Raw genomic sequence first — 25,246 nt, 5'->3', positions numbered from 1 at the left:
TGGTCCCACGCTGATAATCGTCACCGTCCGACGCCGTCTATCGGCCGGTAGTTTCGTAGCATTTCTTTATGTTTGTATTTCTTTGTTTATAGTTGCATCGCTCCCATGTTGAAATCCACTCAGTCGGATATGATGAGATTTACCAATACCCACCCGAGGCTGCGGATCGCCGCTCTGACATGTGGTGGGTCTTTTTGTCTGCGGTATCGGAAGGGAGTGTGGCGATGGCGTCTATTACCGTGCATCCGGCCACGCTCCGGTGGGCCGTTAGGCAGAGTGGTGCTGATCCCGCGGCTGTGGCGCATAAGGATGGTCTGGCTGAGTTTCCGCAGTGGTTGAACGAGACGGGTCCGTTGAGCCTGTCTTTTACCAAGTTGTCCGCGATCGGTTCCGCGTTGCAGGTGCCGTTCGGCGCGCTGGTACGTTCCGTGGTTCCCGAGTCCCATGAGGATGAGTTGATCCGGTATCGCACGATCGACAATCGCGGGGTCGAAGCGAGCCGGAATCTTCAGGATACGATCGCGGTCATGCGCAACCGTCAGGATTGGGCGCGTGATGAGATGATCGCGCAGGGTTTCGGGGAGAATCTGCTGGTCGGCAGTGTGCCGTCCCATGTGACCGCGGGTGAACTTGCCGCGCATATTCGCGAGGGATTGTCCTTGGACGTTGGCTGGTGCCGGCATAAGAGCAGTGCCGATCGGTTCCGTTTCCTGCGTGGCAAGGCTTCCGACGCGGGTCTGATGGTGATGGTCGACTCCCGGGTGGGAACGTCCAGTGCGCGCCGTTTGAATGTGCGCGAGTTTCGTGCGTTCGTGCTGTTGGATGACGTGGCGCCTCTGATTTTCGTCAATCGCAATGATTCCTATGCGGCGATGCTGTTCTCTCTCCTGCATGAGATCGGTCACGTGCTGCTCGGTTCCAATGAGGTGTACAACGACTCCTCCGTGGATGGCGGCAATGGTGTCGAACGCAAGATCAACCAGGCCGTCGTTCTGACGGTCGTGGATGACGAGCAGGAATTCCGCGCGTATTGGAAGAAGATGGTTGCGGATTGTGCTCGTGTGCAGGACATTGCGGATGGTTGCGCGAAAAGGTATGGTCTGAGCGCTTTGGCATTGACGATTCATGCCCATAAGCTTGGCTTGGCCAGTGACGAGGACGTGCGTCTGGTCCGCGCCCTGAGCGAACGGCGTGTGACGGATACGGAGGCCGCCGGTTCCGGAGGCAATCAGAACCTGACGAACGCTTCCCATCTGGACACGAGGTTCGTGCGCATGATCCGGGACGGTGTCGACCGGGGAAGCCTGCCCTATTCCGATGGCCTGTCCCTGCTGGGCGTCAGGTCCATGCACGCCTATGATGGCCTGCTCAAGGCGAAAGGCTTGGATCAGTGAGCGATCTGTTTTTGCTGGACTCGAACATTTTCATCGAGTCCTACCGTACCCATCACCCGTTCGCTTACAAGGAGTTTCATCCATTCTGGCGGTGGCTGGAACGTATGGCGCACAACGGCAAGATACAGCTGCTTGACACCGTGTTCAAGGAGATCACCCAGAAGGACAGCGACGGCAACCGTGACGAGCTGGCCGAATGGGCGTTCAACCTGTTCTCAGACAAACAGCTTTCGCATAAGACCGATGAAATCGGTGTGGCCTATGCGCAGGTTCAGGATTACCTGGCCACCTGCGGACTCTACCGGCCAGCCTCGTACCGTCAATGGGAGCCGGAAACCAAAGCCGACCCGTGGCTGATCGCCGCTGCAATGGTCGAGGACGCGATCGTCGTCACCAACGAGCAGGCCGTGCATCCCATGCCCAGCAGCCCGTTGAGAAAAGAACCCAAGATTCCCGACGTGGCCGACGCGATGGGCGTGCGCACCATGAACCTACACGAGTTCTACGACGCCAGCGGAGAACTCGTTTCATCGCCATACCCCATCCAGCCAACACTCTGATCCTGCATCGGCCATGAAGACATCGCGATGCAGTGCGGTGCCGGATACCTTCCGTCGTGTGATTGCGCATCCGGCACCTTAGATCACTCGTGCCGGTCGAGGTATTCGGCGAGGGCTTGGGCGACGAGGTCCTGCATGCGGATGCCCTTGATGCCGGCGGCCGCTTTGATGCGGTTGCGCAGCGAGGTGCGGATCTTGATGCTGGTGACCATGTAGGGGTCGTTGGCCGGTTCCTCGCGGTAGATATCGTCGACCGACGTGATCTCGCGTTCGGCGGGCAGATAGCTCAGGTTCCCTTTCATCGTCCGACCGCCCGTCTCAGCTCGTGCAGGACGAGACCGTATTCCCAGAGTTTGGCTGGGCGGTGGCCGAAGCTGGTCTTGATCTCCTGCCGTTTGGGCACGATCGTGTCGAATCGTGGCGTGTCCTGTGTTTCGAGCGCGTGCATGGCCTGCCGGAACGCGACCGTATTCGTTTCGACCCTGTTGAGCAGTACGGCGGCGGGCGTGCGTCCGGCCGCGTTGACGGTCGCCCATGCCTGCTGCAGGTCGACGGGCGATTCGGTGGTGGGCACGATCACGAAGTCGGCCATGTCGAGCGCGGTTTTGAGGCCCGCGTGCGTGGGCGGCGCGTCGATGACGAGCCATTCCCCCGGCGTGGCGCGGATTGCGGCGAGTTCGTCAACGGAAGCGGCCCGCACGTTGAACGGCAGCGTTTCGTTGCTGAGGTTGGCGATTCTGTCCCACAGGGTCGCGGAGTACTGCGGGTCGGCGTCCAAGAGCGTGACATGCTGCCCGTCGCGGACGAGCGCGTGGCATAGGTATTGCGCGATGGTGGTCTTGCCGACCCCGCCTTTGGCGTTGGCGATGGCGATTCTCATGGTGGTCTCCCTTTGTGTATGTTTTTGTGTTTTTCTTTGTTTCTTTATTTCTTTGCGGATGTGTCCGATAGTGCATGATCGTCGGGCGTATCCGGGGGATCGCGTTCGCCGGGTTCGAGCCGGGTGAGCCTGCGTGGTCGGCCGAGTGGTTCGCCGTTGCCGGTTTTGCGGGCGCGCTCGTTGCGTCGCCGGTTGCGGACGATGCTGTGGATTTCGGGGTGGGCGTCGAGCCAGTCGAGTAGCAGCCGGTACGGTTTGGCGATGTCCGTGGCCTTGCGTTCGGGTAGAACGTCGTGGACGATGACGACGCGCATCGCGTACTGTCGTTCCTTGTAGGTCATGCCGCCGAGGATGCCGTGCGTGACCGGGCGCAGCAGGCTGCGGGCCAGGCACGGCATGAGCATCGGGCATTGCGCGCACAGGCGTTTGGCTGCGCCGCGCAGCATCTGGTCGGGGCGCGAGTCGCCGGCGGCGTCGAGTTCCATCCAGATCATGTCGTACAAGTCGAGCTGCGCCTGTGCGCACAGGCCGCCGGGCGGCAGCATCGACGTGTGTATCCACTCGTCGCCGCCCGGATCGCGTGCCGGTCTGCCGTCCGGCTTGCCAGTGGGACGGAACCCATCCATCATGCACTCCGTTCCATGCTTGGCATCCTGTCGAACGAGGCCGGCTGCTCTTCCTTCCGCCGCAGGTGTTCCTTCCAGCGTTTCGTCTGCTCGTTGGCTTCGATTCGCGCCCGCTTGACGGCTTCCGTGGTGCGCGCGTTGCCGTGCAGCGCCAGGTTGCGTTCGTCGTACGCGCATACCGGGCATTTGTCCCGGCGGATGGAGCCGTTGAGGTGGTTCTGCGCGAATGCGATGCGGCTGTTCGATCTGCCGTGCTGGAACGACGAGTAGCCGAACACCGGGCACTGTGTGACGGTTTCGCATGAGACCAGCACCGCCGCATGCGGGTCTTTCTCTTCCTCGTCTTTCGCGGACATGATCCCTGATTTGACGTGTTTGGCTCTGAGTCGTCGCTGCTCGATCTCGCCGCGCCGTTCCTGCCATAGGCGTTCCCAGCGTCGGGCGAACTCGGACATGCTCAGCATTTTCGGACGCCAGAACGGATTCTTGGCGGCCCACAGCACCAGCTCCAGAATCTCCATCTGGCTGTGTTCCGCGAGCAGTCCCGCTGCGGCGCGCTGGTCGCGCGCCCGTGGCGGTTTGGCCGTCACCTGTTCGCCGGCAAGCAGTTCGGCGAATCGTTTCAGCAGCGCGTCGCAATCGGACGCGGAGACGTTGTCCCCGACGACTGCGTCGTCCGACCGACGGTTTTCGCCGGTAAAGCCGAAACCTTGGTTCGGTTCGACGTCGAGGTCCGGCGCGTTGGACGATTGGCTGATGGTGGGCGGGTTGTTCTCGGCTGAGTCTCCCCGTGGGGAGATGTCCCCTTTAGGGGACAGAGGGGTAATAGGTTCATGGGATGGTTTGGGTGACTGCACGGTCACCGGGCTGGTGACTCGTAGTGCGTCGGGCGTCCTGCTGCCGTCCGGTGCTTTTCCTGCACCCGGTGACTGTGATGCACCGGGTGTCTCGCATGCGCCGGCGTCGGTATCCTGTGTGGTGTCGTCCGTTTCCTCCGCTTGGTTCTCGTCCTTGCGTGGCGTGCGCGGCTTGCGGTCCGTCGGCGCGGGCAGCGTCTCGTCGCGGTCCATGCAGATCTCCCATACGGTCGGTCGCTTGTACTCGGGCAGGTACTGGATCACTTCAGTGGCTTCCGACTTGCGGATGAAGCCGTTCTCCTCCAGCCAGCGCAGCTTGCGCTGCACCGACCGTTCGCACATGCACGAGTTCCTGGCCATCTTCTTGATGCCGGGGAAGGAGTTGCGCCCGTGCTCGTCGGCGTTGTCGGCAAGGTTGATGAGCACGAGCTGGGCGTACGGGTCCTCGATCAGCCGCTTGAGCGTGAACACGCGGCTCAATGCCTGGATGCTCATCGGCGTCCACCTCCCGCCGGATGCGCGGCCACGGCACGCCGCAACCGGTCAGCGTGGCTGACCGATTCGTCGAGATACGGTGAAACCGTGATATAAGGCTTTCTCTCAAAACCTTGGTTTTCCGGGCTTCCGCACACGATGACGGTCACACGTGCGGGTATACAATCCTGCTTGTAAGACATAAGAATCCAATCTCTGTCTGCACCGCGAAAGCCGAACCTTTCTCTTACAAATGCTGGCTTTCGCGATTCTTGTGATTGGAATCCGGGAAACGGTTTTGACCGGCCGCCTCCACGGATCCCGAACGGACCTGGCCCTCTCCCGCAAGGAGAGGGCTTCTTCTATGTGAAGGCGACCACCTCCTTCGCCATCGAAGGAACAGGATCGTCGGACAGGCCGAGCAGCCAGTCGCTGGAAACGCGGAAATGCGACGCGATGCGCCGAATGTCGGGCAACGTCCAGTTGATGTCGCCGTTGAGCTTGCCCGTCACCGACGACTTCGACAGCCGCATGATACGAGCCAGCGCCGCGTAGCTCACATAATTCGGCTCGCCCATCAGCATGCGCACGCGGCGCGTGGTCACGCCGTCACGACGCAACTCGCGTTCGCTCGCCGCACCCTGCCCGTCCGGTACGCTTATGCCACGGTTCGAGGCGGGAACCAGCAGAAAACGGGTATCATGGGATTGAGGAACGACACCACGCCCGAACAGGACGCGCGAGGCATCGGCGAGGCCGTCAACGGCAAACACCGGCGGCAACGCGCACGCGGCGGAGGCACTGGTCCGAGACATGGAAACACGCTTTCCATGACCGGGAGCCGTTCAAATTTAATCCGTGAAGCGGGTCGGGGCAGTACGTTTAATCCCCGAAAAACCCACGACTTAAAAGGACGCTGCTCTAACCGTTGAGCTAGAGGGGCAACATTGCCAAGATACACGGCGCCGCGGGACAATTCAACCCCGGTGCCGGACGGCGTTGCGAAGGCGCCGGCCGCGTCCTCCGGGACGGGGCGCGCGTCGGTCGTGCGTCGGAAGTTCACCGCCGGTCGCGCAGCTCCCGCACCTCCTGCTCGAGTTCGGCGATGCGTCGTGCCTGCTGCGCGATGAGCAGGTCGCGCGGATCCTCCGGTGCGCCGTCGGCGGACGGGGATTCGCCGGCCGCCCCGATCGAGATCGGCACATCCGTATCCGGCGACGGCGCACCGGAACCGGAACCCGCGACCGCGATCGAGCTCGAACCGTGCGTCCGTCGATCGCGCGGAGCCGCGATGCCCATATCGTCGTCCTTGGTTGTGGAAGCGCTTGCGTCATGCGATGCGATTCCGCCCCGGCCGTGGACGTTTCCGTATGGTGTGCCGTCCCTCCGTTCGTTCGCGTCGATCGGCTCCTCCGGCGCATCGTCGTCGATGGTGCCGTCGGCCTCGGCCTGCTCCTTCCAGCGGGCGAAGCATCGTTCGATGCGCTTGTATCCCACCAGTTTCGGGTCGAGTCCCGCCTCGCGGAACAAAGCGGTCGGACTCGCCCCGTGCAGGTACCGTACGAGGCTGCGGCGGCGGAAGTCCTTCGCGTAGGTGATGCGTGTGGAGGTGACGTGATCGACCGCGGGCAGTGACTCGAGGTATGCGACCTGCTGTTCGGTAAACGCTTGCGTGCGTGCCATGACGACCTCCTTCTCATCCTTCCGTGATGCGCCGTTCCGCGCGTCCCCTTCGGCGGCTATCCAGTTATCGTTATCATTCCCCGTCGGCCGCGATCCCCGCCGGTGCCGAATGGGGATGTGCGACGCCGTGCCCCGGCGTCAAGGAAACTACATTCTGTTGTGTATACATAACCCCGTGCGGGGGGGGGGGTGTCAAGTTCGGCGCCTGTCGGTCGGCGTCTTCCGAACCGTGGAATCCCGCAATGCGCCGACAAGCGACCGTGCTCGACAATCACCTGCGAACGGTAGTCGGCTTTCCATCAAAAACACGGCAATTCCTCTGAAAGTTCACTGACGGCGTGTCACTTTCGTAACAATTCGATAAGGTTCGTCGACGCTCGGTTGCGAACCGGATGACGGGTGTGCGGGAAATGCGACGATGGGGGAGCGGGCGAAGGGTTTCCCATGTCCGTGCGGCATGATGGGGCGAGCCCGGCGCCGGCCCCGGCCCGATATGAAGGAGAACCGCTATGCCAGCCATCGATCTGAACAACATCAACCTCGACAACCTCGACCTGTCCGCCATCGACCGGTTCGTCATCTGGTACGGCACGCTGCCCGATTCCGTGCGCACCGGCGTGAGCATCGCGGTCGGCGCGATGATCGGCTACGTGGTCTTCCGCATCGTCGCGAAGATCATCAAGGGCGTCCTCAAGGCCGTCATCGCCGCGATCCTCGCGTTCCTCATCACGACGGTCCCGGGCAACATGATCCTGTCCAACGCCTACGACCGCGTCGAGCAGCAGATCACCACCAGCCTCAACCGGTAGCCGCGATACTCGCGCACAAACCAAAAGCCCGGCGGGTTGGGCCGGGCTCAAGGAGAGGAGAAGAAAGGAGAAGAAGAAGGAAGTTCAGTTATCGCGATCTCTTCGATCGCAGTTCCTATATAACCGCACCTTCTTCAATGCGCCATGCGCGTTTGCTGGGAATTGCATGGGAACTGTCGGTCCGCCCGGTCCGGTGGCGTCCGGTGGCTTCCGGACCGGGCGATTGCCATAGGCATCACGCCCGGTATCGGGGAATCGGGGCAACCGTGCCAATCAGTCAAATGGCCGGGGGAAGACACACTCGGAACTCAGCGGACGACGAACACGTGCTCGTCCAGACGCCGCAGCGCCTCCTCGACGCGCGACAGCGGCAGCGCGAGGTTCAGACGGATCGTCCAGTCGCCGCCGAACAACCGCCCGTCCTCCCAGGCGACGCCGACGTCCCAGCCCTGACGGATCAGTTCGTCCATCGTCAGCCCGTGCGCGCGGCACCAGCCCTCGCAGTCGAGGAACAGCATGTACGTGCCCTGCGGCCGCGCCAGCTCGACGCCCTCGATCGCGTCGAAGTACTCGAATCCGACGCGCAGGTTGCGCGAGAGCACCTTGAGCAGCTCGTCGAGCCACGCCTCGCCGTCCTGCGAGTACGCGCCGATGAGCGCGTGCATCGACAGCACGTTCATGTTGTTGTACTCCGTGCGTGCGCCGGACGATTCCAACCGATCGCGCAGGTACGGGTTGTACACGACGTGATAGCTGCCGATCAGTCCCGCCAGATTGAACGTCTTGCTCGGCGCGTAGAACGCGATCGTGCGGTTGTGCGCATCCTCGCTCACCGACTGCGTGGGGATGTGCCGATGCGTATCGAGGATCAGGTCCGACCAGATCTCGTCGGAGACGACCACGCAGTCGTTCGCGCGGAACACCTCCATCGCCCGTTCGATCTCCTCGCGCTCCCACACGCGGCCGGTCGGGTTCTGCGGCGAGCAGAACAGCGCGAAGTGGATGCGCCCCGCCTTGAGACGGCGGTCCATGTCCTCGTAGTCCATGCGCCACACGCCCTCGGCGTCGCGGTACAGCGGGCTGTGCTCGAGCCGGTATCCGGCGGACTCGACCGCCATCGTGAAGCCGTTGTATGTGGGGGAGTGCACGAGGATCGACTCGCCCGGCGCCGCGAACGCGCGCAGCGCGGAGACGAGTCCGCCCAGCACGCCGTTCTCGTAGCCGATGTGTTCGGGCTTGAGTCCGGTGACGTCGTTGCGTCGGCTCTGCCAGTCGATGATCGCGTCGTAGTACGCGTCCGTCGGGTTGAAGTAGCCGAACAGCGGATGCTCGAGTCGTCGCGCGATCTCGCGCGTGACGGCCGGTGCCGTCGCGAAGTTCATGTCCGCGACCCACATCGGGATCGCGTCGAAGTCGTCCTTCGGCGCGCCCGGCGCCATCGCGTTGTTCGGCGCCCCGATGCCGTCGACCGCCAGCGCGTCGTGGCCGTGCCGCTCCGGCATCGTCGTGAAATCGAACATTCCCGCTCCTCCTGTTCCTATCGGCTGTTCCTATCGTCGTACTCGTCGTCGATCGACGAACGGCAAAAAGAATGCTGTGCGCGGAGTGCGCACAGCATAAGCAAAGCGATGATCGGGACGACGCGTCACGCGTAGATGTTGCGCGGACGCATGTCCTCGGGCAGACCCTCCAGCAGCGTGGCGACGGATCCCTCCTCGAACACGGAGCGGATGCCCGCGGCCAGCAGCGGCGCGACGGACAGCACGGTCATGTTCGGCAGACGCTTCTCCTGCGGGATCGGCACGGTGTCCATCAGGACGATCTCCTTCGCGCCGCAGTCGCGCAGACGCTCGACGGCCGGGCCGGAGAGCAGGCCGTGCGTCGCGACCAGCGTCACGGAGCGGGCGCCGGCGCCGCGCAGGGCGCGCACGGCCTCGCAGATCGTGCCGGCGGTGTCGATCATGTCGTCGACGACCACGCAGTCGCGGTCCGCGACCTCGCCGATGATGCCGTGCGCGACGGCGTGGTTCGGACGGGTGATGTCGCGCGTCTTGTGGATGAACGCGAGCGGGACGCCGCCGAGCTTGGCGGCCCAGCGCTCGGACACCTTTATGCGACCGGCGTCGGGGGAGACGACGGTGGTGTTCTCCAGCGGCATGTGGTTGCGCACGTAGTCGAGCAGCACCGGCGTGGCGGTGAGGTGGTCGACCGGCGCGTTGAAGAAGCCCTGCTCCTGCGAGGCGTGCAGATCGACCGTCATGATGCGGTCGGCGCCGGCGGTGCGGAACAGATCGTAGACGAGGCGGGCGGTGATGGGCTCGCGGCCCTGATGCTTCTTGTCCTGACGGGAGTAGCCCATGAACGGCGCGACCACGGTGATCGTGCGGGCGGAGGCGCGCTTGAGGGCGTCGACCATGATGAGCTGCTCCATGATCCACTTGTTGATCAGACCGGAGTGGCACTGCAGCACGAACACGTCCGCGCCGCGCACCGGCTCGGTGTAGCGCACGTACATCTCGCCGTTCGCGAAGTCGTAGGCAGTGGTTTCGAGCACTTCCGTGCCCAGGCACGAAGCGACCTGATCGGCCAACTCGGGGTATGCGCGGCCGGTGACCAGCGCCATACGCTTATCCGGGGTGCCTTCGAGCAGCGTCGACATGTTACGTATCCGTCCTTTGCGTGTTCGCGAACCTAGTGCGGGCCCGGCGCTGTGGCCGGGCCCTAAACAGCCTCTACACAGTGTACTAGGGGTACTAGGCACCGCGTGGACGGGCGTCGGGCGTCGTGCGGACCTGCCGCTGTCGCGCGTGCGCGTTATCTTGGTGAAGTTGTGTTTCGCGGCGGTTCGGGTTTGTCCGATCGACCGCGGGGCAGTAACGCGTAAACACACTCCTGCCACGGAAGGTCCGTGGCCGAATAGTCCGAAGGAGGTGGGTGATGTCTGCGCACAAGTACGAACTGATGTTCATCGCCGATCCTGAGCTGGATGAGCGCGGTCTGAAGAAGCTGACCGAGCAGTATCTGGAGCTCGTCACCAAGGAAGGCGGCGTTGTCGATACGCCCGATTACTGGGGCCGTCGCAAGATGGCCTACGAGATCGCCGGCAAGACCGAAGGCAACTACGTCGTGGTGACCTACACCGCCGAGCCCGCTACCAGCGATGAGCTCGACCGTGTCCTCAACCTCAACGAGTCCGTGATCCGTACGAAGATCCTTCGTAAGGACGCCAAGTAAAGCGTAAAGCGTGAGTCCGGCGCGTGCAGCGTCGGGCGTGGATAAGAAGGTAGCGTCATGGCAGGCGAAACCACGATCACCATCATCGGCAATCTCACCGCGGATCCCGAGCTGCGAACCATCGGTTCCGGCGCGACCGTGGCGAGCTTCACCATCGCGTCGACGCCGCGCACGTACAACCGCCAGTCCGGCCAGTTCGAGGACGGTCAGGCGCTGTTCATGCGCTGCTCCGCATGGCGTGATCTCGCCGATCACTGCGCGCAGTCCCTGTCCAAGGGCATGCGCGTGATCGCGCAGGGTCGTCTGCAGCAGCGCTCCTATCAGGCGCAGGACGGTTCCAACCGCACCGTCGTGGAGATGCAGGTCGACGAGATCGGCCCCTCCCTGCGGTACGCCACCGCCCAGGTGACCCGCCAGTCGTCCGGTCAGGGCGGCTTCGCGGGCCGTGGCCAGGGCGGCTTCGGCGGCGGCAACAACGGCGGCTACTCCGGTGGCGCCAGCTACTCCGGTGGCAACGGCTACCAGGGTGGCGGCTCCGGCTTCGGCCAGCCCTCCGCTCCGGCCCAGCAGGCCGCTCCGTCCCAGAACCAGGCCCCCGCGGCCGATCCGTGGAGCAGCGACGCCGGTTCCGGCTCCAGCTTCTCGACGTTCGGCGGTTCCTCCGATTTCGGCGGCGGATCCGACGACGATCCCGAGTTCTGATCGCACGCACCTGAATCCCAACGCATAAGGCGCCAAGCGCCGCATAAAGCATCACATCGTAAACAAGGAGAACATCATGTCACGCAAGAGGCCGCAACCGCCGGTCAAGCCGTTCAAGAAGAAGCCGAACCCGCTGAAGGCCGCCAAGGTCACCGAGATCGATTACAAGGACGTCGCGCTGCTGCGCAAGTTCATCTCCGATCGCGGCAAGATCCGTTCCCGTCGTATCACCGGCGTCACCGTGCAGGAGCAGCGCGAGCTCGCGAAGGCGATCAAGAACGCCCGCGAGATGGCCCTGCTGCCGTACGCCACGTCCGGTCGCTGATTTAGGAGGCTATGAACATGGCTGATACCAAGGTTATTCTCACCAAGACCGTCGCCAACCTCGGTCACTCCGGTGACGTCGTTGAGGTCAAGGCCGGCTACGCTCGTAACTACCTGATCCCGCAGGGCCTCGCCTTCGCGTGGAACAAGGGCGCCGAGGCTCAGATCGTCGCCATGAAGCGCGCGCGTCTGGCCAAGGCCGTCGCCACCCGCGAGGACGCCGTCGCCGCCAAGGCCGCCATCGAGGGCTCCGCCGTCGAGATCGCCGCCAAGGTGTCCGAGTCCGGCAAGCTCTTCGGCTCCATCTCCAAGGAGGCCATCGCGATGGCCCTCCTCGACAAGGCCCCGGTTGATCCGAAGGCCATCACCGTCGAGGCCATCAAGACCACCGGCGAGTTCCCGGCCGAGGTCCAGCTCCACCCGGAGATCGTCGCGAAGTTCTTCGTCAAGGTCGTCGCCGAGTGAATGATTCCGGGTGTGACGCCCGGAACCCCATCAGACTGATTGTCTGAGCTTAAGCACTGAAAACCCCGCCGCCCGCATTCGGGCCGCGGGGTTTTTCGTATGCCCGCGCGTTCGGGCTGCCGGGATCTTGCTGGGCTGCCGGGTTCCTCCGGGTCCCCGGAATTCCGCTGGGTCCCCGGGTTCCGCCGGGCTGCCGGGATGCTGGGTCCCCGGGTTCCGCCGGGCTGCCGGGTTGCTGGGTCCCCGGGTTGCCGCCGGGCTGCCGGGTTGCCGGGTTGCCGCCGGGTTGCCGCCGGGTTGCCGGAGCGCCGGGGATGCCATCGGGATGCCATGGCGCGTCTGAGTGAGAGATTCGTGCGATTCCATGGCAACTATCTCTCGCTGCGCGACATCTATGCGAGAGATGACTGCCGGTGAGTGGCGAAGAACTCTCGCTGGATGACCTTGGCGGGAGATTCCGACCGGTGAGTGGCGGTTATCTCTCGCTTGGGTGGCTCTGCGCGAGAGATAACCGCCACTTGGTGGCGATAATGGCTCGGCAAGCCGGAACGGTGGGGCGATGCGGGCAGGTGGTAGGTCCGGTCGGGCGCTCCGGCGGCTGAGGTGGATGGTTCGATGGGCGCTCCGGCGGCTTATATGGGCGGTCCGGTTGGGGTGGTCCGATGGCTGAGGTGGGTGGTCCGATGGGCGGCCCGACCGGGCCGGGGCGGAGGTTGGTTCGCGGCGGCGGAACGGTGCGGTTCCGATGTCGGAGGAGGTGCGACACGCCGAGGGTTGCGTCAGGCGCGGATGCGTGTATATTTATCACTCGTTGCAAGGAACACTTCAACATCTGACCAACGCCCCTGTAGCTCAGTTGGTTAGAGCAGCTGACTCTTAATCAGCGTGTCCAGGGTTCGAATCCCTGCGGGGGCACAGACAAGACCGAGGCCGAAAGGCTTCGGTCTTTTTCGTTTTGCGACATTGTCGCAGCCTGCGCGGAACGCCGTGCGACATGTGGCTCGTCCCACACGGTTCAGCCCTCGGCGTACACTTGCCTAGTTTGCACGGCGCGTGCGCCGTAGTCGCATCACTCATCAATCAGCAACAACAGCAGATAGAGAAGAAAAGAAGAAGCAGTGGAATACTCCCTCTTTACGAAGCTGGCGGCCGAGTTCTTCGGCACCGCCATCCTGATGATCTTCGGCAACGGCTCCGTCGCCAACGTCGAGCTCAAGAACACCAAGGGCCACCACGCCGGCTGGCTGAACATCGCCATGGGCTACGGCTTCGGCGTCATGTTCCCGGTCCTCATGTTCGGCGCGATCTCCGGTGCGCACATCAACCCGGCCATGACCCTCGCCCAGGCCATCAACGGCCTGTTCCCGTGGGACGAGGTGCTGCCGTACATCATCGCGCAGCTGCTCGGCGCCGCGCTCGGTCAGTTCATCGTGTACCTGACCTACTACCCGCACTACAAGGACACCGATGACGCCGAGGCCATTCTGGCCACGTTCTGCACCACCGATGCCGACAACAAGAAGACCAACTACTTCCTCAACGAGATGTTCGGCACCCTCGTGCTCGTCTTCGGCGCGCTGTGCTGCCTGATGGACCCGTGGGGCGAGAAGGATCCGGCCGCCGCCGCCATCGTCGTCGGCTTCATCGTGTGGGGCCTCGTCACCTCCATGGGCGGTCCGACCGGCCCGGGCCTGAACCCGGCCCGCGATCTCATGCCGCGACTGCTGCACTCCCTGCTGCCGATCCCGAACAAGGGCCACTCCCGCTGGAACGAGGCCTGGATCCCGGTCGTCGCCCCGATCGTCGGCGCGATCATCGGCTGCTGGCTGTTCACCATGTTCTTCAACTAAGGGCATGGTCCTCTGATATGACGAAGCGGCCCGTCGCCCTTTCCCATGTGCGGGAAGGGCGACGGGCCGCTTCGTCATATGGCACGATGCTCGCCCCGCCGGCGAGGGCCGACCGGGGTGGTGCGGATTCACCGGGAATGACCACCCCCCAGTCTCGCTTCGCGAGCCGGCCCCCGCCGGCGAGGACGGAACACAGTCGGGCCGGCTCACCCAATACTGGCTGAGCCCACTCACCCGGCGGAGTCGGAACGCTTACTGCTCGAGAAAGATCTGCGGGGCCTTGGCGAAGTTCTTCGCGCAGTGCTCGCCGCAGAAGTAGTAGGTCTTGCCCTCGTACTCGCGCGTGATCGCATCGGCGTTCACGGCGACGGTCATGCCGCACACCGGATCGGTCGCGGTCTCGCCGTCGGTCGGCGCCGCGTGGTGCATGTGCATGTGATTCATTTCCATGGTGTTCTCCTTGTGGTTGTGTGATGGGGAAGTGTTGTGGCCGTCGCCGGCTCCCGTGGCGAGTGACGTGCGTTCGTCGATGATGACGCGCGGGCCGTCGGATCCCCTCAGTCCGTCGCGGGCGGACGGTTCGCCCTGATGGGGAGAGCCGGAGGCGGCGGGCGCGTCGTTTCCGGAACCCTGCGCCGCGATCCGCCCGCGCCGCGCGACCGTATCGCCGTTGACCTTCACGAGGTTCAGCCGGTTCGCGTTGAGTACGAGGCACACCGAGCTCAGCGCCATCGCGAGTCCCGCGATCATCGGGCTCAGCAGCCAGCCGGTGAACGGGTAGAGCACGCCGGCCGCGATCGGGATGCCGATCACGTTGTAGCCGAACGCCCAGCCGAGGTTCTGCCGGATGTTGCGCATCGTCGCCTGCGACAGGTTGATCGTGCGGATCACGCCGCGCAGGTCGCCGCTCATCAGCGTCACGTCGGCCGACCGCATCGCCACGTCCGTGCCGGTGCCGATCGCGAGGCCCAGGTCGGCCTGCGCGAGCGCCGGCGCGTCGTTGATGCCGTCGCCGACCATCGCGACGAGCCCGTCGTGCGGCTCGCGCTGCAGCCGCTCGATCCAGTACGCCTTGCCGTCGGGCTTGACCTGCGCAATGACCGTGTCGATGCCGACGCGCGCCGCGATGTGCTCGGCCACGTCGGCCTTGTCGCCGGAGAGCATGACCGTGCGGATGCCGGCGTCGCGCAGCGCGGCCACCGCCTCCTTCGAGCCCGGCTTGATCGGGTCGCGCTCATAGCTCGGACGGCTCCAGTCGGTCGAATCCGCGTCGGCCACGCCGCGCGTGATCGTGCCGGTCTTGTCGAAGACGACCGTGCCGATCCGGCGCGCGTTCTCCAGCGCCTTCGCGCTCGTGACGAGCACGCCGTTCGTCGCGCCCACGCCCGTCGCGGCCGTCACCGACAGCGGCGTGGCCAGTCCCAGCGCGCACGGGCACGCGATGATGAGCACGCTCACCGCCGTGACGAGCGCGTGCGCCAGCGCCGGCTGCGGGCCGATCGCGAACCAGACCGCGAACGTCCACACCGCGACGATGAACACCGCCGGCACGAACACGCGCGCGATCGAATCCGCGAGCCGCTGCACCGGCGCCTTCGTCGCCTGCGCGCGCGCCACCATCGCGACGATCTGCGAGAGGACCGTGTCGCCGCCCACCTGCGTGGCGCGCATGAGCAGGTTCCCCTTGAGCACGATCGTCGCGCCGGTGAGCGTCGCGTCGGCGCCGGATTGCGCCGATTTGCGCACCGGCTGCGATTCGCCGGTGATCATCGACTCGTCGACCTCGGCCTCGCCCGCGACGACCGCGCCGTCGGTCGGGATGCGCTCGCCGGCCTTGACGACGATGAGGTCGTCGGGCTTGACGTCGTCGATGTCGACGTCCGCGTACGCGTGCGGGTCGAGCCATGCGGACTGCGCGCCGTCGGCCGTGTCGCCGGACCGCTCCCGAGCGGCGTCCAGCGCGAGCCTGACGGTCTCCGGGTCGACCAGCCGGTGCGCGGTGCGCGGGCGCAGTCCGATCAGCGCCTGCACGGCCCTGCCGGTGCCCTCGCGCGCCTTCGTCTCGAGGAGGCGGCCGACCAGCACGAGCGTGATCACCACGCCCACCGACTCGAAGTACGGCTCGCGCGACCCCTCCGGCAGCAGCCACGGCGCCACGCACACGAGCAGGCTGTACAGGTACGCGGCGCTCGTGCCGAGCGAGACCAGCGAGTTCATGTCCGGCGCGCGGTGCCTGAGAGCCGGGAAGCCGACGTGGTGGATCGGGGCGCCGCAGTAGAACATGACCGGCGTGATGAGCACGGCCTGCAGCCACGGGTTGATGAGCCACGCGGGCACGAGCATGTGGTCGATCATGTGCAGCATCATGCCGACGAACACGGGCAGTGTGAGTACCGTGCCGAGCGCGACGAGCTTGGTCAGGTGCGCGATCTCCGCGCGGCGCTCCTCGGCCTCGCGCTCCTGCGCCGCGGCGAAGTCGGCGCCGGTCGCGGCGGGGGAGCGGTGCGTCCCGTCCGCGTCGGCCGTCCGGTCGTCGTCGCCGCCGGTGCCGGGCGATGCGACCGGACCGAGGGATCCGTCGCCCTCGCCCTCGACGCGCAGCAGGCCGTGGACCATGTTCATGCCGCACGCGAACGGGTAATCGCCCGCCTTGAGCGCGGGGAGCCTGACCTCGGTGGCGGCGTTGCCGGGCAGCATCGCGTCGAGTCCGAGGTCGCCGAACACGACGTGCGACGTGCACTCGCCGGTCTCCTGTCGGTCGAAGTCCAATACGATCGGCACGCCGGTCCGCATCGTCACGACGTCCGGCGAGTAGCCGCCCTTGACGGTGATGGTCGCGCGCTGCTCGCCGTCGCCCATCTCGCCGTGCGCGCTCGCCCGCGTGCCGAAGAAGAACCGCACGATGAGCCAGGTGAGCAGCGCCGCCCCGATCAGCGACGCCGCGATGGTGAATATGTTGAGTTCCATGCCGTCCTCTCCCTGTGCCGGTGATGCCGTGCTCCTGCGACAATCCTAGTTCCTGATGACAGTGTATACCCTATACCCCTATGGGGTATAATGAATGGTGTTTTCCGTGGAATGAATCGAAGCCGGGGCGATCGGCGGGCAGGAAAGGAGCGCATATGCACGGGTACGGCGACGACAAGGCGAAGGTGCTCGCCAGACTGCGGCGCATCGAGGGGCAGGTTCGCGCCATCGAGCAGATGGTCGAGGACGACAAATACTGCATCGACGTGCTCACGCAGATCTCCGCCTCGAACTCGGCGCTGAAGTCGGTGGCCCTGCTCCTGCTCGACGACCATCTCAAGCACTGCGTGGCCCAGGCCACGCGCGAGGGCGGCGAGGTCGCCGACGAGAGGATCGACGAGGCGTCCGCGGCCATCGCCCGACTCGTCAAATCGTGACGCTTTACTTGGGGTCATGATTGGAAACGCCGTTGTATGGATCATGGCCGCGCTCGTGCTGCTGATCGGTCTCGCGCTGGGCGCAGCCGTCGGCTTCGCGCTGGGCAAATCGAAGGGGCAGCAGACCGCGCGTGACGTGCGCACGGCCGAGATCGAGGATGCGAGATCGCGCGAGGCGGCCGCCAATCAGGAGGTCGCGCGCCTGAACGCCGCGTACGCCGAGGTGCGCGCGCAGCACGACGGCGCGAACCAGCAGCTCGCGTTCGTCAAATCGCAGCTCGCGCAGGCCCAACAGGCCGAACAGGTGCGCATCCAGCGCGAACGCGAGCGCGCCGACGCGGAGGCCGAGGAGCGTAGGCAGGCCGCGCTCGAGGCGGCCGAACAGCGTCGCCGCGCGGAGGCCGAGGCCGCGGAGGAGCGGCGCGCCGAACAGGAGCGGCGGCTCAAGGAGCAGAGCCGCGTCATCGAGGCGCTCGCCCCGGTGCAGAAGAACCTCGACGCCCTGCAGGCCAAGGTCACGCAGATCGAGGAGGGGCGCAAGCGTGAGATGGGCGCGCTCGGCGAGCAGCTCAAGGGCCTGAACGAGCAGCAGGCGCGCCTCGACAAGGAGACCAGCGCGCTGTCCGCGGCGCTGAGCAACAACAAGGTGCGCGGCGCGTGGGGCGAGGCGCAGCTCAAGAACATCGTCGAGTCGGCCGGCCTGCTCGAGCACGTCGACTTTGACACGCAGGTCGTCGTCAAGGGCGCGGACGGCCGCGACCAGAGGCCCGACATGGTCGTGCACCTGCCCGGCGGCAAGTCCATCCCGATCGACGCCAAGGTGCCGTACTCCGACTACCAGCGCGCCTGCGAGATCCCCGACTCTGCGGGCCCCGAGGAGCTCGCCCGCCGCGCCGAACTGCTCAAGGCGCACGCCAAAGCCCTGCGCGAGCACGTGCGCGTGCTTGGCGACAAGGCCTACTGGCAGGCGTTCGACACGGCCCCCGATTTCGTCGTCGCGTTCATTCCGAACGAGGCGCTGCTGCAGGCCGCGCTCGTCACCGACCCCACGCTCATGGACGACGCGTTCTCGAAGAAGGTCGCCCTCACCTCGCCGGTCACGTTGTGGGCGGTACTCAAATCCGTCGCCTATGCGTGGCAGCAGCAGAGCCTGACCGACGACGCGAAGGAGCTGTTCGACCTCTCGCGTGAGCTGTACACGCGATTCGCCGTGCTCGGCGACCGCGCCGCCAAGCTCGGCAACCAGATCACGCGCACCGTGGCCGCGTACAACACGTTCGCCTCGAGTCTCGAGCGCCGCGTGCTGCCCACCGCGCGCAAGCTGCAGAAGATCGATCCGTCGAAGATCATCGACGAGGTCCCCCTGCTCGACCCGGACAAGACCAACGTCAACGAGCTGACCGCGCCGGAGGTCGCCGAGCCGGAGTCGGAGCCCGACCGCCCGTGACGAGACCGGGCCGTACTCTTGAGATTATGAGTGATTCCGGATTCCGTTCCACAGGCCCCGCCGATCTGCGCGGCGGCGCCGTCGACTTCGCCGCCCTCGACCCGCGCGACCAGCTGCGCGAGCTGCTGCGCGAACGCGTGGTCGGCCGCCCGTTCTCCGAGCTCTACGGCGTCACGCTCGACCACCACGGCGCCGCGGTGATGGGCCACGTCCTGCTCGACACCCTCGAGGACGCCGGCTACTCCGTGGACGACTTCGACGCGGTCGGCGCCCTGACCGCCGCCTCCGTGCCGCTGGTCAGCGCCGTCATCCAGGCCGCCGCCTCCCGCGGCGAGGACCTCGACGGCTTCGTCATGGACTTCGTCTTCCCGTCCATCAAGGGCCCGTCCATCAAGGGCAAGCGCGTCGTCCTGCTCGACGCGTGGCTGTCCGAGAAGTCGTACGTGCAGACCAGCTCGCTGGTCACGCTGCGTAACGGCAACGAACTGAGCCTCGACTTCTCGATCGTCGAGCACGAGGGTGCGTCCGTCGTGGCCGTCGCCTCGCTCGTCGGCGAGGTCGGCGAGGGCGCGGACGAGCACGAGATCACCGTCATCAATCCGGTCGACGGCTCGCGCCACGAGGTGCCGTTCATCCAGGTCTTCCACGAGTCCGAACTGACGAAGCCGTCCGAGGCCTAGCCGCCCGTATCGGCCTCATCGATTTTCCGCACCCGACCGCCATGGTCGCGCATGCCACGCCGGCTTGCCGATCATGCCTGTCGGGTGTTCGTCATGCCCGCCGGGCCGCGGGCGAATCGCATCCGCATCAAGCCGAGGAGTCCCATGCACCCGCGCAATCCGATCGACATCGAGGCCGAACGTTCCGGCGAACCCGTCTTCCGCGAGGTCGGTGTGGGGCCGTGGGCCGATGCCCGTCCGGGCGAGCCGCGCCCCGACGATCCCGCCTCGCCGCTGTACGCCGACCGCTTCCGCTACGATCCCGCCTTGCTTGATGAGGGCGACCGGCGCAACGTGCTCGACCGCTACCGCTACTGGACCGTCGCCGCCATCAAAGCCGATCTCGACGCGCGCGGGCGCCACGACTTCGAGGTCGCGATCGAGAACTGGACACACGACTTCAACATCGGCTCGATGGTCCGCACCGCCAACGCGTTCCAGGCCCGTCGCGTCCACATCGTCGGCCCGCACAAGTGGAACCGCAACGGCGCGCTGATGACCGAGCTCTACCAGCACATGGAGCATCACCCCTCGATTGCCGAGCTCGTCGAGTGCTGGCGCAACCGCATCGCCGGCGAGATCGCCGCCGAGCGGGCCCGCGCCTCCGCCGCCGCGTTCCACGCGCACGAGGCCGCGCGGGGCGCTGATGCTCCCGCCATGGCCGGTTCCGCACATGCCGGTTCGGCCGTATCTGGACCGGATATAGCCGCCTCCGATGCGGTGCCCGTCTCCGGGCTCGCCGTCGATGCCGCCGCCCGCGGATCGCGTGATTCGCTCCGTGCGCAGACCGCCTTCCTCGCCGAGCTCGATGCGGCCGACGCGCGCATCCGCGAGCTCGAGGCCGCGCGCGTCATCGCGATGGACATCATCCCCGGCGCCGTGCCGATGGAGACCTACGCGTTCCCCAAGCGCTGCCTGCTGCTTTTCGGCGCCGAGGGACCGGGCCTGACTCGGACCGCCCTCGACCTCGCCGACGACGTGGTCTACATCTCCCAGTTCGGCTCCGTCCGCTCCATCAACGCCGGCGCCGCAGCCGCCGTCACCATGCACGCCTGGATCACCCAGCACGCCGCCATCGGCTAGCCGCTCCGGCCGAGCCGACCCCTCCGCGCATCCCCGGGGCGTATCGGAGCGGCTTGGAACGGATCCATCGGTTCCAAGGCCTTGCCGCGCATCCCCGGGCGTATGCCCCAACCGAGCGGCATCATCCACCATCTGGCGGATATCTCTCGCTGGACCGTGCGGTAGCGAGAGGTTGATGCCACCAAGTGGCAAGCTGCTCTCTCCGGGAGAGCCGGGCGAGCGGTCCGCGCCACGATATGGCGGAAACCTCTCTCTGGCGGTGAGTTCCGTGAGAGATTCGTGCCACCAAGTGGCAGGTCACTCTCTCCAGAGGCGCCAAGCGAGCGGTCCCTGCCACAGAGCGGCAGGAATCTCTCGCTGACGGTGCTCTACGCGAGAGATATCCGCCACATTGTGGCGCGTAGCTCTCGTTGTCGGGGATGATGCGGTCGTCAGACCGGCAGCCTACCGCAGGTTCCGGGGGACTCCGGCGGCGAGGAGCTTGCCGACGAGCGGATTCCGTCGTATGACGTCGTCGAAGGTGAAGCGGAATATCGTCGTCACGCGGGCGCGCCGCAATGCCGCCTCACGTTCCCGCTCCGCGAGCACCACGCCCTGGATGCTCCGGCGGTCGGTCATCTCCGGATTCACGTACTTCTCGGTCCCGTCGAGCTCGCCGACGATGATGCGGCCGTCCGGCAGGCGCCAGACGAAATCGGCGCGATACGTTCGTCCGGTGGACGGGTCGACGAACGTCACCTGAACCTCCGGAACCATGAACCCCTGTTCGATCATCGTGCCGCGAGACAACGATTCGCCGCCGTTCTCGCTCGCCGGATTCGCGTAGCGCAGCAGCTGGAACACGGGCACGCAGTCCCGCCGCAGCCGCGAGCACACGGCCAGGATGTCGGCGACGGCCAGACCGCCGGCCAATGCGGAGTCGGCGACGGCGAGCGCGTCCCGGAAGTCCAGCGTCAGTCCGCAATCCACTACGGTGCGGGCCGGGGTCGTGACCGGGATGCCCTGGACGACGACGGCGGTCTGCCCCGGTGCGGCGTGTAGTCGTGTGACGTGCCGGCCGGTGCCGGTGGCGGAACCGCGCGTCGCGGTGAGCACGGTGACCGTCCCGTCATGGAGCCCCCACCGATGCTCGAATCCGTGCGCGGCCGCGGCGGTGAGTCCGCCGAACGTCCAATCGGGATGCTTCAACGTCAGGGTCCGGGCGATGTGCAACGTACGTTCGGGCGGGGTGATCGATCGCCAATACGTCGCATCGGCGTACAGATTGGGCATCGGCTGTTGCAGCTCCAGCGCATGCGCACGACGCGACAGGGCCTGCCGTTGCGCATGCGTGGCTCCGAACGCGCATCGTCGTTCGGATTGCGCCGTTCGGATGAGCTCGTTGATCTCACGGTGTTGCTTCATGCTCCGACCGTAGGCGCCGGCGGAGGCGCCGGGCAACGGCGGCGGAGGCCTGTGGACGAAGCCCCCGCCGACCTCCGTCGCAGGCGTTGTCCTGCGGAGGTTCGCGGCGAGATACCCGTGCCGCTCGGTGGTGGGGATATCTCGCTGACGGTGTGGATGGAGAGACGTCGCAGCCGGCCGCTGGTGGAAAACTCTCTCGAGAAGGTGCCAGCAGGATATCACAGCCATTCACCGGCGGATATCTCTCGCTGAGAGGTGCGGTGGCGAGAGATTCGTGCCACCAAGTGGCAGATCGCTCTCTCCGGGAGCGCTGGGCGAGAGGTTCGTTCCACGTTGTGGCGGATATCTCTCGTCGGGAGGCATGGTAGCGAGAGATTGCTGCCAGTTGGTGTCGGGAATCTCCCGCGGTGGGCGTGGATGGTGCGGGGTGGCTCATGCAAGGGTGTGTAAGGGGTGCCTGCGGGCGGAGCGAAACGGATAGACTGGAGGCAATGCCGGCGATGAGGCGGGTGAGCGGCACGGCCGGTGACGGCGTTGAATCGGTCGTGCGATGAGCATGAATGATGAGGCGGGTGAGCGGTTATGGATGGCGATGGCGCTGGATTGGCTGGATCGGGCGGTGCGATGAATGCGCATGGTGGTCCTGATGGACGTCCCGGGCCGGATGGCTCCGGGGGAGGGAAGTCATCCGGTCGCCGGATGGGGTGGCGTATCCGGTTTGGGGTGATTCCGGCGGTCGCGGTGGCGGTGCTGATTGCGCTGGGCGTGGGAATCGGCGTGTGGTTGTGGTCCGGGAGGGCCGGCTACACGGACGAGCTGGGCGCGTACGAACTGCCGGCGCAAAGCGGACGGCGGTATGCGCGCGACGACATCATCGCCATGGTCGACGACTGCAACGAACGGGCCGCCGGCGCCAACGGAACCGTCGGAACCGATGCCTCGACGACGGATGCGGCCCCGTTCGCGGTGGAGGACGCAGGAACGTCCGGCGCGAATGACGACGAGACCTCGACCTCGTCGGAAACAACCGGGATGAAGCGCGTCCGCGCGTCGGACATGCGGCAGGCCTCGACCCCATCGGGAACGGTCGGGCCCGTGGGAACCGGGGCCGCGGACGACAACACCTATCCGCCGACGACCGTCACATTGACCATCCCCGCCACGGCCTCCGCTGAACCGCTGGACTCTCAGCCGTTCCGATGCATGGCGAAGACGCTCGGCATGCCGCGGAAGACGCAACGCGACCTCGTCGCGCAATCCGAGGCCTTTGATTCCGGCGAAGGCGCGATGCCGATGACGTGGAACGATCTGGGCTTCAGAGGCTGGAAGGCGCCCGACGGCACGTTCCGTCTGCGCATCACCTGGTACGACCCCGCCGCACAGGAGGAGTGACCGGCGCTGCGGGGGCGGTCGCGTCCGCGCCGCCCGGACCTCAGGAACCGTCGCACCCGTGTCACAAACCGCTCGTATAGTTAGGCGCATGCCTACATTCACACGCGAAGAAATCGTGCATTTGGGAGATCTCGCCCGAATCGCGCTCACCGATGAGGAAATCACCCGCCTGCAGGGCGAGCTGAACGTCATCGCGGATTCCATCAACAAGGTCCAGGAAGTCGCCTCCGACGACGTCCCGCCGACCGCCAACCCGGTCCCGCTCGAGGCGTACCTGCGCCCCGACGTGCCGGAGACCCCGCTCACGCAGGCGGAGGCGCTCGCCGGTGGTCCGAAGACCGAGGCCGGCATGTTCGTCGCGCCGCGAATCCTGGGAAGCGAGGAGTGAACCGAAGATGACGCAAGCAACCAACGAACTGGTCAAGCTGTCCGCGGCCGAGATGGCCGCGAAGGTCAGGTCCGGCGAGGTCTCCAGCCGCGAGCTGGTCGACGCCCACCTCGAGGTGATCGAGGCCGCCGAGCCGAGCATCAAGGCCTTCCTCAAGGTCTCCGGCGACGTCGCCCGCGAGCAGGCCGACGCCTTCGACGCGAAGACCGCGGAGGAGAAGGCCGCGCTCCCGGAGCTGGCCGGCGTCCCGATCGCGATCAAGGACATGATCGTCACCAAGGGCATCGAGACCACCGCCGCGTCCAAGATCCTCGAGGGCTGGGTGCCGCCGTACGACGCCACCGTCATCGAGAAGCTCAAGGCCGCCGGCATGCCGATCCTCGGCAAGACCAACCTCGACGAGTTCGCGCAGGGCTCCTCCACCGAGCACTCCGCCTACCAGACCACCCACAACCCGTGGGACACCGAGCGCGTCCCCGGCGGTTCCGGCGGCGGTTCGGCCTCCGCGGTCGCCGCGTTCGAGGCCCCGCTGGCCCTCGGCACCGACACCGGCGGCTCCATCCGTCAGCCGGGCGCCCTGACCGGCACCGTCGGCGTCAAGCCGACCTACGGCGGCGTCTCCCGCTTCGGCGCGATCGCCATGGCGTCCTCGCTCGACCAGATCGGCCCGGTCTCCCGCACCGTGCTCGACTCCGCCCTGCTGCAGGAGGTCATCGGCGGCCACGACCGTCGCGACTCCACCTCCATCCCGGAGGGCCCGCGTCCGATGGTCGCCGCCGCGCGCGAAGGCGCCAAGCGCGATCTGAAGGGCCTGAAGGTCGGCCTGGTCAAGGAGCTCGGCGGCGACGGCTTCCAGCCCGGCGTCGAGGCCCGCTTCAACGAGGCCGTCAGGAAGCTCGAGGAGATGGGCGCCGAGGTCGTCGAGGTCTCCTGCCCGCACTTCGAGTACGCCCTGGGCGCGTACTACATCATCATGCCGTCCGAGGTCAGCTCCAACCTGGCCCGCTACGATGGCATGCGCTACGGTCTGCGCGTCATGCCGCCGGCCGACGTGCCGCAGACCGCCGCCAACATGATGGCCTACACCCGTGAGGCCGGCTTCGGCGACGAGGTCAAGCGCCGCATCATCCTCGGCACCTACGCCCTGTCCGCCGGCTACTACGACGCCTGGTACGGCTCCGCGCAGAAGGTCCGCACGCTCATCATCGAGGACTTCAAGAAGGCGTTCGAGCAGGCCGACGTTCTGGTCTCCCCGACCAGCCCGACCACCGCGTTCAAGTTCGGCGAGAAGATGGACGACCCGCTGGCCATGTACATGAACGACATCGCGACGATCCCGGCGAACCTCGCCGGCGTCCCGGCCATGTCCATCCCGGCCGGCCTGAGCGACGACGGCCTGCCGGTCGGCTTCCAGTTCATCGCCCCGCAGCAGCGCGACGAGGTCATGTACAAGCCCGCCGCCGCCCTCGAGGCCGCCCTCGAGGAGGACTGGAACGGCCCGGTCTGGAAGGACCTCAAGGCCCCGTGGCTGGATTCGCTCGCCAAGTGACG

The 25,246-nt window shown here is 66.0% G+C and carries 25 protein-coding genes and 1 tRNA gene; 16 read left to right on the top strand and 10 right to left on the bottom strand.

The features are described 5' to 3' along the window. The first annotated feature begins 224 nt into the window (after window positions 1-224). Window positions 225-1,394, top strand: coding sequence for an ImmA/IrrE family metallo-endopeptidase (locus JS528_RS07970; RefSeq protein WP_190972451.1), 1,170 nt, complete (start codon window positions 225-227; stop codon window positions 1,392-1,394). Further along, window positions 1,391-1,954, top strand: coding sequence for a DUF4411 family protein (locus tag JS528_RS07965; protein WP_214358548.1), 564 nt, complete (start codon window positions 1,391-1,393; stop codon window positions 1,952-1,954). Before JS528_RS07970 ends, JS528_RS07965 begins: the two co-directional genes overlap by 4 nt. 83 nt (window positions 1,955-2,037) lie before the next feature. Here the strand turns inward: JS528_RS07965 and JS528_RS07960 are convergent, their stop codons facing one another. The 6 genes from JS528_RS07960 to JS528_RS07935 all read right to left on the bottom strand — a co-directional run bounded on the left by JS528_RS07960 (window position 2,038) and on the right by JS528_RS07935 (window position 6,474). Next, window positions 2,038-2,256 carry a hypothetical protein gene (locus JS528_RS07960; RefSeq protein ID WP_033494383.1) on the bottom strand — a complete coding sequence of 73 codons (219 nt, stop codon included), beginning with the start codon at window positions 2,254-2,256 and terminating at the stop codon, window positions 2,038-2,040. Next, window positions 2,253-2,834, bottom strand: coding sequence for a ParA family protein (locus JS528_RS07955; RefSeq protein ID WP_140463231.1), 582 nt, complete (start codon window positions 2,832-2,834; stop codon window positions 2,253-2,255). The genes JS528_RS07960 and JS528_RS07955 overlap by 4 nt, the downstream gene beginning before the upstream one ends. A gap of 44 nt (window positions 2,835-2,878) precedes the next feature. Continuing rightward, entirely contained in the window at window positions 2,879-3,463 is a 585-nt protein-coding gene (locus tag JS528_RS07950; protein ID WP_190972452.1) for a WhiB family transcriptional regulator, read from the bottom strand. Next, window positions 3,460-4,812: a helix-turn-helix domain-containing protein gene (locus tag JS528_RS07945; protein ID WP_190972453.1), complete on the bottom strand. Its 1,353-nt coding sequence runs from the start codon at window positions 4,810-4,812 to the stop codon at window positions 3,460-3,462. The genes JS528_RS07950 and JS528_RS07945 overlap by 4 nt, the downstream gene beginning before the upstream one ends. Window positions 4,813-5,153: 341 nt before the next feature. Then, the gene (locus JS528_RS07940; protein ID WP_140463235.1) at window positions 5,154-5,606 is read right to left on the bottom strand and encodes a helix-turn-helix domain-containing protein; all 453 of its coding nucleotides are present in this window, start codon (window positions 5,604-5,606) and stop codon (window positions 5,154-5,156) included. A 244-nt stretch (window positions 5,607-5,850) separates the two neighbouring features. After that, window positions 5,851-6,474, bottom strand: coding sequence for a hypothetical protein (locus JS528_RS07935; RefSeq protein ID WP_214358547.1), 624 nt, complete (start codon window positions 6,472-6,474; stop codon window positions 5,851-5,853). 509 nt (window positions 6,475-6,983) lie between these two features. Between JS528_RS07935 and JS528_RS07930 the strand changes: the two genes are divergently transcribed. Then, complete coding sequence (locus JS528_RS07930) at window positions 6,984-7,283, top strand: hypothetical protein (protein WP_214358546.1); 300 nt, start codon at window positions 6,984-6,986, stop codon at window positions 7,281-7,283. Window positions 7,284-7,591: 308 nt separating this feature from the next. On the opposite strand, the gene JS528_RS07925 is transcribed toward JS528_RS07930, so the two are convergent. Beyond that, window positions 7,592-8,803: a MalY/PatB family protein gene (locus JS528_RS07925; RefSeq protein ID WP_214358545.1), complete on the bottom strand. Its 1,212-nt coding sequence runs from the start codon at window positions 8,801-8,803 to the stop codon at window positions 7,592-7,594. A gap of 125 nt (window positions 8,804-8,928) precedes the next feature. Continuing rightward, entirely contained in the window at window positions 8,929-9,942 is a 1,014-nt protein-coding gene (locus JS528_RS07920; protein WP_214358544.1) for a ribose-phosphate diphosphokinase, read from the bottom strand. A gap of 278 nt (window positions 9,943-10,220) precedes the next feature. On the opposite strand from JS528_RS07920, the gene rpsF reads away from it, so the two are divergent. The 6 genes from rpsF to JS528_RS07890 all read left to right on the top strand — a co-directional run bounded on the left by rpsF (window position 10,221) and on the right by JS528_RS07890 (window position 13,858). Next, window positions 10,221-10,517, top strand: a complete 297-nt coding sequence (gene rpsF, locus JS528_RS07915; RefSeq protein WP_214358543.1) for a 30S ribosomal protein S6 — start codon at window positions 10,221-10,223, stop codon at window positions 10,515-10,517. A 57-nt stretch (window positions 10,518-10,574) separates the two neighbouring features. Beyond that, on the top strand, window positions 10,575-11,219 hold the full coding sequence (locus JS528_RS07910; protein WP_214358542.1) for a single-stranded DNA-binding protein: 645 nt from the start codon (window positions 10,575-10,577) through the stop codon (window positions 11,217-11,219). 76 nt (window positions 11,220-11,295) lie between these two features. Then, window positions 11,296-11,544: a 30S ribosomal protein S18 gene (rpsR, locus tag JS528_RS07905; protein WP_093961239.1), complete on the top strand. Its 249-nt coding sequence runs from the start codon at window positions 11,296-11,298 to the stop codon at window positions 11,542-11,544. Window positions 11,545-11,561: 17 nt separating this feature from the next. Then, window positions 11,562-12,008, top strand: a complete 447-nt coding sequence (gene rplI, locus JS528_RS07900) for a 50S ribosomal protein L9 (protein WP_214358541.1) — start codon at window positions 11,562-11,564, stop codon at window positions 12,006-12,008. A gap of 841 nt (window positions 12,009-12,849) precedes the next feature. Next, window positions 12,850-12,923 (top strand) — tRNA-Lys (locus tag JS528_RS07895). 203 nt (window positions 12,924-13,126) lie between these two features. Beyond that, the gene (locus tag JS528_RS07890; protein ID WP_214358540.1) at window positions 13,127-13,858 is read left to right on the top strand and encodes an MIP/aquaporin family protein; all 732 of its coding nucleotides are present in this window, start codon (window positions 13,127-13,129) and stop codon (window positions 13,856-13,858) included. Between the two features lie 252 nt (window positions 13,859-14,110). On the opposite strand, the gene JS528_RS07885 is transcribed toward JS528_RS07890, so the two are convergent. Further along, window positions 14,111-16,825 (bottom strand): HAD-IC family P-type ATPase, encoded by a 2,715-nt coding sequence (locus tag JS528_RS07885; protein WP_214358539.1) that lies wholly within the window; start codon window positions 16,823-16,825, stop codon window positions 14,111-14,113. Between the two features lie 155 nt (window positions 16,826-16,980). Here JS528_RS07885 and JS528_RS07880 point away from each other — a divergent pair, with 155 nt between their 5' ends. The 4 genes from JS528_RS07880 to JS528_RS07865 all read left to right on the top strand — a co-directional run bounded on the left by JS528_RS07880 (window position 16,981) and on the right by JS528_RS07865 (window position 20,511). Then, a complete protein-coding gene (locus tag JS528_RS07880; RefSeq protein ID WP_214358538.1) occupies window positions 16,981-17,262 on the top strand; it encodes a metal-sensitive transcriptional regulator in 282 nt (93 codons plus the stop codon). Window positions 17,263-17,278: 16 nt separating this feature from the next. After that, complete coding sequence (locus JS528_RS07875; protein ID WP_214358537.1) at window positions 17,279-18,709, top strand: DNA recombination protein RmuC; 1,431 nt, start codon at window positions 17,279-17,281, stop codon at window positions 18,707-18,709. A 26-nt stretch (window positions 18,710-18,735) separates the two neighbouring features. Further along, window positions 18,736-19,389 (top strand): type I phosphoribosyltransferase, encoded by a 654-nt coding sequence (locus JS528_RS07870; RefSeq protein ID WP_214358536.1) that lies wholly within the window; start codon window positions 18,736-18,738, stop codon window positions 19,387-19,389. A gap of 144 nt (window positions 19,390-19,533) precedes the next feature. Next, a complete protein-coding gene (locus tag JS528_RS07865; RefSeq protein WP_214358535.1) occupies window positions 19,534-20,511 on the top strand; it encodes a TrmH family RNA methyltransferase in 978 nt (325 codons plus the stop codon). Between the two features lie 444 nt (window positions 20,512-20,955). Here the strand turns inward: JS528_RS07865 and JS528_RS07860 are convergent, their stop codons facing one another. Then, on the bottom strand, window positions 20,956-21,915 hold the full coding sequence (locus JS528_RS07860; protein WP_214358534.1) for a hypothetical protein: 960 nt from the start codon (window positions 21,913-21,915) through the stop codon (window positions 20,956-20,958). A gap of 582 nt (window positions 21,916-22,497) precedes the next feature. Between JS528_RS07860 and JS528_RS07855 the strand changes: the two genes are divergently transcribed. The 3 genes from JS528_RS07855 to gatA all read left to right on the top strand — a co-directional run bounded on the left by JS528_RS07855 (window position 22,498) and on the right by gatA (window position 25,244). Beyond that, window positions 22,498-23,307 carry a hypothetical protein gene (locus JS528_RS07855; RefSeq protein ID WP_214358533.1) on the top strand — a complete coding sequence of 270 codons (810 nt, stop codon included), beginning with the start codon at window positions 22,498-22,500 and terminating at the stop codon, window positions 23,305-23,307. An 88-nt stretch (window positions 23,308-23,395) separates the two neighbouring features. Further along, the gene (gene gatC / locus JS528_RS07850; RefSeq protein ID WP_214314532.1) at window positions 23,396-23,695 is read left to right on the top strand and encodes an Asp-tRNA(Asn)/Glu-tRNA(Gln) amidotransferase subunit GatC; all 300 of its coding nucleotides are present in this window, start codon (window positions 23,396-23,398) and stop codon (window positions 23,693-23,695) included. A 7-nt stretch (window positions 23,696-23,702) separates the two neighbouring features. Then, window positions 23,703-25,244, top strand: coding sequence for an Asp-tRNA(Asn)/Glu-tRNA(Gln) amidotransferase subunit GatA (gene gatA / locus JS528_RS07845; RefSeq protein WP_214358532.1), 1,542 nt, complete (start codon window positions 23,703-23,705; stop codon window positions 25,242-25,244). Window positions 25,245-25,246 lie beyond the last annotated feature (2 nt).

Source organism: Bifidobacterium santillanense (assembly GCF_018555385.1).
Classification (GTDB): Bacteria; Actinomycetota; Actinomycetes; order Actinomycetales; family Bifidobacteriaceae; genus Bifidobacterium; species Bifidobacterium santillanense.
This window is presented reverse-complemented; position numbering and strand designations above follow the sequence as displayed.